Source organism: Novosphingobium ovatum (assembly GCF_009909235.1).
GTDB classification, from domain to species: Bacteria; Pseudomonadota; Alphaproteobacteria; order Sphingomonadales; family Sphingomonadaceae; genus Novosphingobium; species Novosphingobium ovatum.
Genome location: NZ_JAAAPO010000005.1, coordinates 312,825 through 326,311 on the forward strand (window position 1 = coordinate 312,825; position 13,487 = coordinate 326,311).

A 13,487-nucleotide genomic window follows, 5' to 3' on the forward strand; every position below is an offset into this window, starting at 1 on the left:
CTTTGCGGTTGCAAAAGGAGCGTCCAGTCGCCATGGGGAATATTGCGCAATCTGCGCCGCTTCGCGCGGCTGCGATTCGCGTTCCAAAACAGGTTCAGGTGAGAGGCTGTCGCTCGCAAAACGGCAGTCTCTGCTTATGCAGGAAAGTGAGTCGATGGGATTTCCGGAAGGCCAGGGCCTTTATGATCCGCGTAACGAACATGACGCGTGCGGTGTCGGTTTTGTCGCCCATATCAAGGGTGCGAAAAGCCATTCGATCATTACCCAGGCGCTCGAAATTCTGAAAAACATCGACCATCGCGGTGCGGTGGGCGCCGACCCGTTGCTGGGCGATGGTGCGGGCATCCTGATTCAGCTGCCCGACGCGCTGCTGCGCGACTGGGCGCAGGGTGCCGGCGTCGAACTGCCGCAGCCGGGCGACTATGCCGTGGCGATGTGTTTCCTGCCGCAGGATGCGGCGGCGCGCGATTTCGTTGTCGATCATTTCGAGAAGTTCATCGCCAAGGAAGGCCAGAAGCTGGTCGGCTGGCGCGATGTGCCGGTCAATCTGGATGGTCTGGGCAAGACCGTGATCGAATCGATGCCGGTGATCCGCCAGTGCATCGTCGGCCGTGGCGACAACTGCCCCGATCAGAACGCCTTTGAGCGCAAGATTCTGGCCATCCGCAAGCAGACCCAGAACCCGCTGTCGGCCTTGGCGGAAAAGCACGGCCTGCCCGGCCTGAACGAGCTGTACATGCCCTCGTTCTCGTCGCGCACGATCGTGTACAAGGGGCTGCTGCTGGCCACGCAGGTGGGCGGTTTCTATAACGATCTGGTCAACCCGCTGTGCGTTTCGGCGCTGGGTCTGGTGCACCAGCGTTTCAGCACCAACACCTTCCCCAGCTGGAAGCTGGCCCATCCGTTCCGCTTCATCGCGCATAACGGCGAAATCAACACCGTGCGCGGCAACGTCAACTGGATGAACGCCCGCCGCCGCACCATGCAGAGCGAACTGCTGGGCCCCGATCTGGACAAGATGTGGCCGCTGATCCCGCATGGTCAGTCGGACACGGCGTGTCTGGACAACGCGCTGGAACTGCTGGTGGCCGGTGGCTACAGCTTGGTTCACGCGATGATGATGCTGATCCCGGAAGCATGGGCGGGCAACCCGTTGATGTCGGCGGAACGTCGCGCGTTCTATGAATACCACGCCGCGCTGATGGAGCCTTGGGATGGTCCGGCTGCCGTCGCGTTCACCGATGGCCGCCAGATCGGTGCCACGCTGGACCGCAACGGTCTGCGTCCGGCCCGCTTCCTGGTGACCGACGATGATCTGGTGGTGATGGCGTCGGAAAGCGGCGTTCTGCCGATCCCCGAGGAGAAGATCGTCCGCAAGTGGCGCCTCCAGCCCGGCCGTATGCTGCTGATCGATTTCGAGCAGGGCCGCATCATCGAGGACGAAGAGATCAAGGCCTCGCTGGCCTCGGCCGAACCTTATGAGGAATGGCTGGGCGCGGCGCAGTACAACCTCAAGGAACTGGAAGTCGTCGAGCCGGAGCTGGCCCAGCTGCCGATCGAGACCACCACTCTGCTCGACCGCCAGCAGGCCTTTGGCTATACGCAGGAAGACGTGTCCAAGTTCCTGGAGCCGATGGGCGCCAAGGGTGAGGACCCGATCGGCTCGATGGGCACCGACACGCCGATTGCGGTGCTGTCGAACCGTTCGCGCCTGCTGTACGATTACTTCAAGCAGAACTTTGCGCAGGTCACCAACCCGCCGATCGACCCGATCCGCGAGGAACTGGTCATGTCGCTGGTCAGCATGATCGGTCCGCGTCCCAACCTGTTGGGCAAGGAAGCGGGCAGCCACAAGCGCCTGGAAATCGACCAGCCGATCCTGACCAACGAGGACGTGGCCAAGATCCGCAGCGTCGAGGCGGCGCTGGACGGGGCATTCCGCACCGCCACGATCGACACCACCTGGGACGCCAATGCGGGCGCCGAGGGTCTGGAACAGGCGATCAAGGAAATGTGCTGGGCCGCGACCGAAGCGGTGCTGGCCGATCACAACATTCTGATCCTGTCCGACCGCGCGCAGGGCCCCGACCGCGTGCCCATGCCTGCTTTGCTGGCGACGGCTGCGGTGCACCACCATCTGGTGCGTCAGGGTCTGCGCATGCAGGCGGGTCTGGTGGTCGAAACCGGCGAAGCGCGCGAAGTGCACCACTTCTGCGTGCTGGCCGGCTATGGCGCCGAAGCGATCAACCCCTATGTCGCCTTTGAAACGCTGGAAGATATCCGCGTCAAGAAGGGCTTGGCGCTGGACGCCAAGGCGGTGAAGAAGAACTACATCAAGGCCGTGGGCAAGGGCATCCTGAAGGTCATGTCCAAGATGGGCATCAGCACCTATCAGTCCTATTGCGGCGCGCAGATCTTTGACGCCATCGGCCTGTCGAGCGCGTTCATCGACGCCTATTTCACCGGCACCGCCACCACCATCGAGGGTGTGGGCATCAAGGAAGTCGCGGAAGAAACCGTGCGTCGCCATGCTGCGGCCTATGGCAACAACCCGATCTACAAGAACATGCTGGACGTGGGCGGCATGTATGGCCTGCGTCTGCGCGGCGAAGAGCACGCGTGGACCGCGACCAACATCGCCAGCCTGCAGCATGCGGTGCGCGGCAATATTCCGGCCAAGTACAAGGAATTCGCCGAAACCATCAACGAGCAGTCGGAGCGCATGCTCACGATCCGCGGCTTGATGGAGCTGAAGGCGGCCGACAAGGCGCTGGACATCAGCGAGGTTGAACCCGCCAGCGAGATCGTCAAGCGTTTCGCCACGGGCGCCATGTCCTATGGCTCGATCAGCTGGGAAGCGCACACCACGCTGGCGGCGGCCATGAACCAGATCGGCGGCAAGTCGAACACCGGTGAAGGCGGCGAAGATCCCGCCCGCTTCAAGCCGATGCCCGATGGCCGCAACCTGCGTTCGGCGATCAAGCAGGTGGCCTCGGGCCGCTTTGGCGTGACGACCGAATATCTGGTCAATGCCGACGACATCCAGATCAAGATGGCGCAGGGTGCCAAGCCCGGCGAAGGTGGCCAGCTGCCCGGTGACAAGGTCGACAAGACCATCGGCAAGACCCGCCACTCGACTCCGGGCGTGGGCCTGATCTCGCCGCCGCCGCACCATGACATCTATTCGATCGAGGATCTGGCACAGCTGATCCACGACCTGAAGAACGTCAACCAGGGCGCGCGCGTCTCGGTCAAGCTGGTGTCGGAAGTGGGCGTGGGCACGGTGGCCGCGGGCGTGTCCAAGGCGCGCGCCGACCATGTGACGATCTCGGGCTATGAAGGTGGCACGGGCGCTTCACCGCTGACCTCGCTGACGCACGCCGGTTCGCCGTGGGAAATCGGTCTGGCCGAAACGCAGCAGACGCTGTTGCTGAACAATCTGCGTTCGCGCATCTGCGTGCAGGCCGATGGCGGCCTGCGCACGGGCCGCGACGTGGCGGTCGCCGCCCTGCTGGGCGCGGACGAGTTCGGCTTTGCCACCGCGCCGCTGATCGCGGCCGGCTGCATCATGATGCGCAAGTGCCATCTGAACACCTGCCCGGTGGGCGTTGCCACGCAGGATCCCGTCCTGCGCGCCCGCTTTACCGGCCAGCCGGAACACGTGATCAACTACTTCTTCTTCGTCGCCGAAGAGCTGCGCGCGATCATGGCCGAGATGGGCTTCCGCACGGTTGCCGAAATGGTGGGCCGCGTTGACCGCCTGAACATGAAGAAGGCGATCAGCCACTGGAAGGCGCAGGGCGTCGACCTGTCGCGCCTGCTGCATCAGGTGCCCGAGGGCAGCTCGCCCAGCCTGAACTGGAGCGAGACGCAGGACCACGGTCTGGAAGCGGCGCTGGACAACGACCTGATCGCGGCTGCGGCCCCGGCCTTGGAAAAGGGTGAAGCCGTGCGCATCGAGCGCAAGGTGATCAACGTCAACCGTACCGTTGGCGCAATGCTGTCGGGCGAAGTCGCCAAGAAGTATGGCCATGCTGGCCTGCCGGACAACACGATCCACGTCGCCCTGACCGGCACGGCGGGTCAGTCGTTTGGCGCTTTCCTGGCACATGGCGTGACGTTGGAACTGACGGGCGACGGCAATGACTATGTCGGCAAGGGCCTGTCGGGCGGTCGCGTGATCGTCAAGCAGCCCAGCTACGTCAACCGCGAGGCAACCCAGAACATCATCGTGGGCAACACGGTGCTGTACGGCGCGATCAGCGGCGAGGCGTTCCTGAGCGGCGTGGCCGGTGAGCGCTTTGCCGTCCGCAACTCGGGCGCGATCGCTGTTGTCGAAGGCACCGGTGACCATGGCTGTGAATACATGACCGGTGGCGTCGTGGTTGTGCTGGGTCAGACCGGGCGCAACTTTGCTGCGGGCATGTCGGGCGGTGTGGCCTATGTCTATGACGAGGCTGGCAACTTTGCCGATCTGGTGAACCCGGCACAGGTAGACCTGCTGCCGATCGATCCGGCCGGTGATGTGGAGGATGGCGCTGGCCGTCCGCAGCAGCGCACTGTTTCGGTCAACGATCTGGGCATGGGCGACATGCTGCGTCACGACGCGGACCGTCTGCGCATCCTGCTGGAGCGTCACAAGCTGCACACCGGCAGCAAGCGCGCGGCCGAGCTGCTGGACAATTGGGACGCAGCGCTGGCCAAGTTCGTCAAGGTCATGCCACGCGATTATGCCCGCGCCCTGCGTCAGTTCGAGGCCGAGCGCCTTGCCGCGCAGACCGTGGCTGCTGAATAAGTTTCGAGAAAGAAGGACTTTACACGATGGGCAAGGAAACCGGCTTTCTCGAGCTTGACCGCCAGGACCGCACCTATGCGGACCCGGGCAGCCGCGTGAAGCACTATAAGGAATTCGTGATCGCGCATGACGAGACCGCGCTCAAGGCGCAGGCTTCGCGTTGCATGAACTGCGGCATTCCCTATTGTCACAACGGCTGTCCGGTGAACAACATCATCCCGGACTGGAACCACCTGACCTATGAAGGCGATTGGCAGAATGCGCTTGAAGTGCTGCATTCGACCAACAACTTCCCCGAGTTCACCGGCCGCATCTGCCCCGCCCCGTGCGAGGCGGCCTGCACGCTGAACATCGTCGACCAGGCCGTGACGATCAAGTCGATCGAATGCGCCATCGTCGACAAGGGGTGGCAGAACGGCTGGATCGTGCCGCAGGTGCCCGCCAACAAGACCGGCAAGTCTGTCGCGGTGGTGGGTTCGGGCCCGGCGGGTCTGGCTGCTGCCCAGCAGCTGGCTCGCGCTGGCCACTCGGTCACGGTGTTTGAAAAGAGCGACCGTGTGGGTGGTCTGATGCGTTACGGCATCCCCGACTTCAAAATGGAAAAGCATCTGATCAACCGCCGCATGGTGCAGATGGAGGCCGAGGGCGTTTCGTTCCGCACCTCGACCGAGGTAGGCGTGCACGTGTCGGTCGAATCGCTGAAGGAAAACTTTGACGCGATCGTGCTGGCTGGTGGTTCGGAAGAACCGCGCGGCCTGAACATCCCCGGCTTTGAAATGCCGGGCGTGCGTTTCGCCATGGAATTCCTGACGCAGCAGAACAAGCGCGTGGCCGGCGACGATGAAATCCGCGCCGCTCCGCGTGGCAGCCTGACCGCCACGGGCAAGCATGTCGTGGTGATCGGCGGTGGTGACACCGGCAGCGACTGCGTTGGCACGTCCAACCGTCAGGGCGCGGCCAGCGTGACCCAGCTGGAAATCATGCCCCAGCCCCCGGTCAAGGAAAACAAGTCCTTGAGCTGGCCCAACTGGCCGCTCAAGCTGCGTACCTCGACCAGCCATGACGAGGGCTGCGTGCGCGAATTCGCCGTGCTGACCAAGCGCGTCGTGGGCGAAAACGGCATCGTCACCGGTCTGGATTGCGTCCGCGTGGAATGGGTCGATGGCAAGATGCAGGAAGTCGCCGGCAGCGAATTCACGCTGAAGGCCGATCTGATCCTGCTGGCCATGGGCTTTGTCGGGCCCAAGAAGGCCGGTCTGCTGGATCAGGCCGGTGTGGCGCTGGACGGCCGTGGCAATGTGGCCGCCAATACCAATGACTATCTGACCAGCGACCCGATGATCTTTGCCTGCGGCGACATGCGCCGTGGTCAGTCTTTGGTCGTCTGGGCGATCCGCGAAGGCCGTCAGGCAGCCCGCGCGGTCGATCTGGCGCTGATGGGGGCAACCGAACTGCCGCGCTGATCACCGTCAGCCCATAGGAACAATGCAGGCGCGGGAGGGCAACCTCTCGCGCCTTTGTTGTGTGGTGCTGTTTGACGGAACGCATCGACATGAACCACCGTGCCATGCGCGGCGGATTACCCTGCCAGCCGGTCCAGCACTGTCGCAATGGGTTCGCGCAGGTTCAAGCCCAGCCCTTCGGCCACCGCGCTTTGATAATGGCTGGGCGCCGTATAGGCAACCCATGGTTCCAAAGCGAAAATATGCGCTTCGGCAATGGCGCGCAGTGCCGGTAACCGCTGCCCCGCCTTGCGCATCAGTCGGAACAGGACACGGCGCAAATTCCAGACCCGGCGTGAACGATCAAGCCACGCCAGTTCCTGCCCCATCAACTTGCGCGCCAACAGCGCAAAATAGTCGTTGAAAGTGATAAGGTCAGGCCCGTTCACCACCATCATGGCATAGGGCGGGAGATCGCGATCCAGCGCATCGCGGCACAGACGCGCCACATCGCCGACATACACCAGATTGGCCACCCCATCGCCATTACGCCGCAACCGTCGCAACCGTCCACGCCGCAGCGCGTTGACGAAATAGTCATACCACTGCAGCCCGCCCGGACCATAGACCAGCGTGGGCCGCAAGACGAGGATCGACAGACCTTGGCCAGCGTGATCGGCACAGACCTGTTCGGTCAACAGCTTGTCCCGCCCATAGGCCGAGAACGGCGCCACAGGCACCGTCTCCTCGTCTATCACGGCGGCATTGGCGGAGCCAAACGCCGACATCGAACTGAAATGGATCAGCCGCCGCACCCCCGCCTGCCGCGCTGCCTCGATCATGGCTTGCATCAGACGCTGGTTGGCGTCCTCGCCTTGGGGGAATTTGGTGCAGTTGATGATCGCATCGCACCCGGCCATCGCGGCCGCCCAATCCAGAGGCCGATGTAGATCAAACGCCCGGTATCGGGACCATGCACCGTCGATTTGCGCAGGGGCGCCACGCCCAGCGGGAATCACCTCGATTGCCGGGTCAGCGGCGAGCCGTTGAACGATCTCTCCGCCGATGAAACCGCGCGCGCCCAGTACCAAAACCTTCATCCGCAATGCTCCGTTCTGTCGCGCGTCTTCTCCGCCTGCCATCGCGGCACGGTCATTGGCGTTACAGGCTCCAGTCAATCGCCCCGCGTCCTTGCGCGACCAAAAAAGCATTGGCCTGCGAAAAATGGCGGCTACCGAACCAGCCATGATGCGCGGACAGCGGGCTGGGGTGCGGCGCTCGAAGCACCAGATGCCGCCCATCGTTCAGCCCCGGCACGCGAGCGGCCTTTTTCTGGGCGTGACTGCCCCACAGCATGAAGACGCAAGGGTGACGCCCACTGGCCACCGCCGCCACACAGGCATCGGTGATGGCTTCCCACCCTTTGCGCTGATGCGATCCGGCCTGCCCCTGCTCGACAGTCAAGGCGTTGTTCAACAGCAGCACGCCCTGTTGCGCCCATGCCGACAGATCACCATGCCCCGGCGCGACAAAGCCGATGTCTGACTGCAACTCCTTGTAGATATTGGCCAAACTGGGCGGCACGCGCACACCCTTTTGCACCGAGAAGGCCAGCCCGTGCGCCTGTCCCGGCCCGTGATAGGGATCCTGCCCCAAAATCACCACCTTGACCGCATCCAGCGGTGTCATTTCCAGCGCCGCCAGCCGCTGACCGCGAGAAGGATAGATGACCTTGCCCGCAGCCTCTTCCGCGCCCAGAAAATCGCCCAAGCGGCGCGATTCCGGCGAGGCAAGAACCGGATCCAGCGCCGCTCGCCAACTGGTGGGAACTGCCTCCCTTGCCGTCATAATCTGCTTTCCCGCCTATTCAGGGCTTTTCAGCCGTGCCGCTTCGTCCTAAACACCTTGGCACAATGGCTGTCTATCTCCACGAAGAAGATCTCCCCGAAGGCGTGCTGGCTCCCGGCCCGGTTGCGGTGGATACCGAAACCATGGGCCTGATCACGGCCCGCGACCGGCTGTGCGTCGTCCAGATCGCCGATGGCAAGGGGGATGAGCATCTCGTCCGCTTCAAGCCGGGCAGCGATTATGCAGCGCCCAATCTGCGGGCGGTTCTGGCCGATCCCGAGCGTTTGAAGATTTACCACTTCGCCCGCTTCGACATCGCCGCGATCCAGCACTATCTGGGCGTGGTGGCGGCCCCTGTGTTCTGCACCAAGATCGCCAGCAAGCTGGTACGCACCTATACCGACCGCCACGGACTGAAGGATCTGGTGCGCGAACTGCTGGGCAAGGAATTGAGCAAGCAGCAACAATCGAGCGATTGGGGCGGCGCTGAACTGTCCGATGCACAGCGCGAATATGCCGCCAGCGACGTGCGCTATCTGCATGCGGCGCAGGCCATTCTGGCCACGCGACTGGAGCGGGAAGGCCGCACCGCCTTGGCACAGGCCTGTTTCGACTTTTTGCCGCACCGCGCCACGCTGGATCTGGCGGGCTGGCCTGACCACGACATCTTCAGCCACGAAGCCGCCTGATCCGCCCGGGCATGACTGCGAAAGCCGACCAATTGCGCCAGAGCCGCCGCGCCAAGGCGGCGCCTGGCGGTTTGCAGGACCAACGGATCCGGCGGTGGGCGGGCATTTTGCCAGCGATAGCAGGGATGATCACCGCGGCTATGGTGATCAGCCCGCTCTTTCCCCATAGCGAAGTGTCATTTCTGCTCGACCGCAACAAAGTCGCCCTGACACACGAACGCTTTGCCGTGACGGGCGCGGTATATCGCGGCACCGATGATCGTGGGCGCGCCTTTACGCTTAGCGCGGGGCAGGCCCTGCAGCATTCGGCCCATGACGCCATTCTGGAAATGCGCGAACTGCACGCCAGCCTGAACATGACCAACGGCCTGGCCTCGGTCGAAGCCCCCTCCGCGCGGTATTTCATCGACAAGGAAAAGCTGCAGGTGGCCGGCCCTACCCGCTTTTCCGAAAGCGGCGGGTACAAGCTGCAGACCAGCGGCGTGACCATCGACATCAAAACCCGCAAGGCGTTTGCCGATGGTGGCGTCACAGGCACATTGCCCACCGGGACGTTTTCGGCACAAAGCATGTCGGTCGATCTGGACACCCATCATGTCGTGCTGGACGGCCGCGCGCGGCTGCGCATGCAATAGGCCTGAACCGACGCGGCGCGATAAGGTAAAAAAGCAGCTTCACCACCTTTCCGCCTTCGGTTAAGGACAGCCCATGTCTTTTGCACCCCACCGCCATTTGATGCGCCGCCTGCGCCGTGCCAGCCTGCCGGTCTGCATCATGGCCCTTGCCTTTGGCGGGAGCGCCAGCCCAACACCTGCGCAGGACGTGGCCCGCCACGACAGCAGCGCCCCGGTCGACTATGCCGCCGACCGTATCGAGGTATTGGACAAAGCCCAAAGGGTGATGTTGTCGGGCAATGTCGACATCACACAAAAGGACCTGCGGCTGCGTGCAGCCAGGACGATTGTTTCCTATACCGGCGGCAACGGCAATTATGGCGATGTGAAGATTGATCGCATTGTTGCCACCGGCAACGTCGAAATCCTGCGCGGCGATGAAAAGGTGTGGGGCGATGTTGCGGTCTATGATTTTGCGCGCCGCGTGATCACCGTTGCGGGCAATGTGCGGCTGCAAAATGCCCGCGCCAACGGCACTGGCGGGCGTCTGGTGATCGATCTGGATCAGCATACCTCGCAATTCGTGGGCCAGTCCTCTGCCGAAGGAGCGGCAGGGGGCCGCGTCAAGGGTACCTTCAACGTCAAGAAGAAGGACTGAGCCGACCACCTGGAGTGGCGCGCGATGACATTTGATCTCCAAGGCAAAAAGGTCTGGGTAGCGGGCCATCGTGGCATGCTGGGATCAGCGCTGGTGCGGCGGCTGTCGCGTGAGGATTGCGAAATCCTGACGGTGGATCGTGCCCAGCTGGACCAGCGCGATGGCGCCGCGGTGCTGCGCTGGGTACAGTCAACACGGCCAGACGCGGTGATCATCGCATCGGCCAAGGCCGGCGGGATCATGGCCCACCGCATGCAGCCGGTGGAATTCCTGCTGGATAATCTGCAGATCGGCACAGCCATTCTGGCCGCCGCGCATGCCTGCGATGTCGACCGTGCTGTGTTCATCAGCTCGTCGGCGGTGTACCCGGCCCAAACCGCCATGCCCATTCACGAGTCCGCCTTGTTGACCGGGCCGTTTGATCCCTCCCACCATGGCTATGCCATTGCCAAAATTGCCGGCATGGCGCTGGCACAGGCCTATAGCAGGCAGTATGGCCGGGCCTATATCTCCGCTCTACCGACGAACTTATATGGTCCAGGCGACAAGTATGATGCAACCACATCGCATGTCGTGCCAGCTATCATCCGCAAGGTGCATGAAGCTAGCCAGATTGGTGAACCGGTGGTCGTCTGGGGCAGCGGTCGACCGCGGCGGGAATTGCTCCATGTCGACGATTGTGCCGACGCCTGCGTTCACCTGCTGCAACACCATGCTGGCGACGAACACGTCAACGTTGGCTATGGCAGTGACGTATCAATTATCGATCTAACCCTTATGGTTATGGAAACCATCAGCTATCACGGCAAGATCCTGCATGATCTGGACAAACCCGACGGAACGATGCAAAAACTGATGTCTTCGGACCGGTTGCGGGCGTTGGGCTGGATACCGCGCATTGATTTGCGAACCGGACTGGCAGGCACCTACGCCGACTTTCTCGAACGGTTCGCGCTGGACTGAACAACGGCCATTTGAGCCATCCACGCGTCCACAAATGGGCTGCCCACCTCTTAACAATGTACCAAATTGACCTGCCCACTAGGTGCTTGCTCGTAAATTTCCCTTGCCAAACGGCCTCACGAGGCTAGAACCTTTCGCAAGTGCAATATCGCCGGCAAATAGTTCGCTGCAAAGCTTTGACCGACAGAATCGAGGCAAATTCGATTTATCGGCCTAATCTAAGGCGGGCTGACATGGTGATAGAGGCCAAAGAATTTTGCGTTCAGCCTTTCAAGGTCAGTCATGAAAATCTTGATCTCGGACTATTGCGGACATCCCTTTCAGGTACAACTGTCTCGAGAGTTGGCGCGGCGCGGACATCAGGTTCTGCACATGTTTTTCGCCGGTTTTCAGACGCCAAAGGGCAATCTCGTCCGCAGCGAAAGCGATCCGGCAGGGTTTGACATCACCTATGTCAACACCCGCGAAACCTTTCGCAAAATGGCCTTTGTCCGCCGCCGTCAGCAAGAGATCGAGGTCGGCCATGCTTTGGCCGCGAAGCTGCGCGAATTTCAGCCCGACATTGTGATCTCGTCGAACACGCCGCTGGACACCCAGCGCATTTTCCAAAAGGCCGCGCGCGAGGTCGGAGCCGATTTCGTGTTCTGGCTGCAGGACATCTATTCCTTTGGCATCAGCCATGTGGTGCCGCGCAAATTGCCGGTGCTGGGCCATCTGGTCGCCGCCTTTTATCGCTGGCTGGAATTCAAGATGCTCGCCAGCAGCGATCGTATTGTGGCGATCACTTCGGATTTTCGCCAGATTCTGGCGGACAAGGGCATCTCCACCGACAAGATCGACGTGATCGAGAACTGGGCGCCGCTGGACGAGTTGCCCAGCTTCCCCCGCGAGAACGAATGGGCGCGGGCCAACATGCACCCGGACAAGCTGCGCTTCGTCTATTCCGGTACGCTCGGTTACAAGCACGATCCCAGCCTGTTGCTGGAACTGGCCCAGCGCCAGCCTGACGCCCATGTCCATGTCTTTTCCGAAGGCGATCCGGCCAGCGGTCTGGCGCGCGACGCACAGGCGGCAGGTGTCACCAATCTGACTGTCCACCCCTGGGTGTCCTTTGCCGACCTGCCCAAGATGCTGTCTGGCGCGGACGTGTTTGTCGCGATCATCGAGGCGGAGGCCGGGGTGTATTGCGTCCCCTCCAAGATCCTGACCTATCTGGCGGTTGGCCGCCCGATTCTGGCCTCGATGCCGGGTGAAAATCTGGCCGCGCGCCTGCTGGAAGCCAACGATGCCGGTCGTGTCGCACCGCCCAAAGAGCGCGCCGCGTTCATGGCGCATGCCGCCGAACTGGCCGCTGATGCGGACCTTCGGGCGAGCATGGGCGAAAAGGGTCGCGCCTATGCTGCGCGCACATTCGATATTGGCCTCATCGCCGACAAGTTTGAAACACTGATTGCCCGCCTGCCGCATGGCCGGGCGCCCTAAGGAGTACGTACATGAAAACTGCACTGGTTCTTGGTGCCGGCGGCTTTATCGGCGGCCACCTCGTAAAGCGCCTGAAGCGCGAAGGTTTTTGGGTTCGCGGTGTGGACCTGAAGTTCCACGAGCACGCCGAAACCGAAGCCGACGACTTTGTGATCGCCGACCTGCGTCAGCAGGATGCGGTGCATCGCATGATCGACCGCAACTTTGATGAAGTGTACCAGTTGGCCGCCGACATGGGTGGCGCGGGCTACATCTTCACCGGCGAACACGACGCCGACATCATGCACAACTCGGCCACGATCAACCTGAACGTTGCCGACATCGCGCACAAGCGCAACATCAAGAAGGTGTTCTACTCCTCGTCGGCCTGCATGTACCCGGCCTACAATCAGGAAGACCCCGAGAACCCCAACTGCAAGGAAGAATCGGCCTATCCCGCCGCGCCTGACAGCGAATATGGCTGGGAAAAGCTGTTTTCGGAACGCCTGTTCCTTGCCTATAACCGCAACTATGGCATGCAGAACCGCGTTGCCCGCTTCCACAACATCTTCGGCCCCGAAGGCACCTGGGAAGGCGGCAAGGAAAAGGCGCCGGCCGCCGTTTGCCGCAAGATCGCCATGGCCAAGTCGGGCGATGCCATCGAACTGTGGGGCGACGGCAAGCAGACCCGTTCGTTCCTGTATGTCGATGAATGCGTCGAAGGCGTGCTGCGCCTGACTCGTTGCCCGCACTTTGAAGGCCCGGTGAACATCGGTTCGGACGAGATGGTGACGATCAACCAGCTGGTTGACATGGTTGCCGACATCGCCGGCAAGAAGATCGAAAAGAACCATATCCCCGGACCGACCGGCGTGCGCGGCCGCAATTCGGAAAACTCGCTGATCCAGGAAAAGCTTGGCTGGGCCCCTTCGCAGACGCTGCGTGAAGGTCTGGAAAAGACCTATGAATGGATCGAACAGCAGGTCCGTCGTAACTCGCGCTGAACGCAATGATGTG

Annotated in this window: 10 protein-coding genes; 8 read left to right on the forward strand and 2 right to left on the reverse strand. The window is 62.2% G+C overall.

What is annotated here, in order from left to right; genetic code table 11:
• Positions 1-154: 154 nt before the first annotated feature.
• Positions 155-4,795 carry a glutamate synthase large subunit gene (gene gltB / locus GTZ99_RS13840; RefSeq protein WP_161719833.1) on the forward strand — a complete coding sequence of 1,547 codons (4,641 nt, stop codon included), beginning with the start codon at positions 155-157 and terminating at the stop codon, positions 4,793-4,795.
• Positions 4,796-4,821: 26 nt separating this feature from the next.
• Complete coding sequence (locus GTZ99_RS13845) at positions 4,822-6,258, forward strand: glutamate synthase subunit beta (protein WP_161719835.1); 1,437 nt, start codon at positions 4,822-4,824, stop codon at positions 6,256-6,258.
• Between the two features lie 116 nt (positions 6,259-6,374).
• Here GTZ99_RS13845 and GTZ99_RS13850 read toward each other — a convergent pair whose 3' ends face one another.
• Positions 6,375-7,379, reverse strand: coding sequence for an NAD-dependent epimerase/dehydratase family protein (locus GTZ99_RS13850; protein ID WP_227711351.1), 1,005 nt, complete (start codon positions 7,377-7,379; stop codon positions 6,375-6,377).
• Positions 7,380-7,398: 19 nt separating this feature from the next.
• Positions 7,399-8,085, reverse strand: coding sequence for a uracil-DNA glycosylase (gene ung, locus GTZ99_RS13855; protein WP_161719839.1), 687 nt, complete (start codon positions 8,083-8,085; stop codon positions 7,399-7,401).
• Positions 8,086-8,150: 65 nt separating this feature from the next.
• On the opposite strand from ung, the gene GTZ99_RS13860 reads away from it, so the two are divergent.
• The 6 genes from GTZ99_RS13860 to GTZ99_RS13885 all read left to right on the forward strand — a co-directional run bounded on the left by GTZ99_RS13860 (position 8,151) and on the right by GTZ99_RS13885 (position 13,474).
• A complete protein-coding gene (locus tag GTZ99_RS13860) occupies positions 8,151-8,774 on the forward strand; it encodes a ribonuclease D (protein WP_161719841.1) in 624 nt (207 codons plus the stop codon).
• Between the two features lie 125 nt (positions 8,775-8,899).
• Positions 8,900-9,409: an LPS export ABC transporter periplasmic protein LptC gene (lptC, locus tag GTZ99_RS13865; protein WP_161719843.1), complete on the forward strand. Its 510-nt coding sequence runs from the start codon at positions 8,900-8,902 to the stop codon at positions 9,407-9,409.
• Positions 9,410-9,482: 73 nt separating this feature from the next.
• Positions 9,483-10,046, forward strand: coding sequence for an LptA/OstA family protein (locus tag GTZ99_RS13870; protein ID WP_227711352.1), 564 nt, complete (start codon positions 9,483-9,485; stop codon positions 10,044-10,046).
• A 24-nt stretch (positions 10,047-10,070) separates the two neighbouring features.
• The gene (locus tag GTZ99_RS13875; protein WP_161719845.1) at positions 10,071-11,009 is read left to right on the forward strand and encodes a GDP-L-fucose synthase family protein; all 939 of its coding nucleotides are present in this window, start codon (positions 10,071-10,073) and stop codon (positions 11,007-11,009) included.
• A 282-nt stretch (positions 11,010-11,291) separates the two neighbouring features.
• Positions 11,292-12,491, forward strand: a complete 1,200-nt coding sequence (locus GTZ99_RS13880; protein WP_161719847.1) for a glycosyltransferase family 4 protein — start codon at positions 11,292-11,294, stop codon at positions 12,489-12,491.
• A gap of 11 nt (positions 12,492-12,502) precedes the next feature.
• Positions 12,503-13,474: an NAD-dependent epimerase/dehydratase family protein gene (locus tag GTZ99_RS13885; RefSeq protein WP_161719849.1), complete on the forward strand. Its 972-nt coding sequence runs from the start codon at positions 12,503-12,505 to the stop codon at positions 13,472-13,474.
• Positions 13,475-13,487 lie beyond the last annotated feature (13 nt).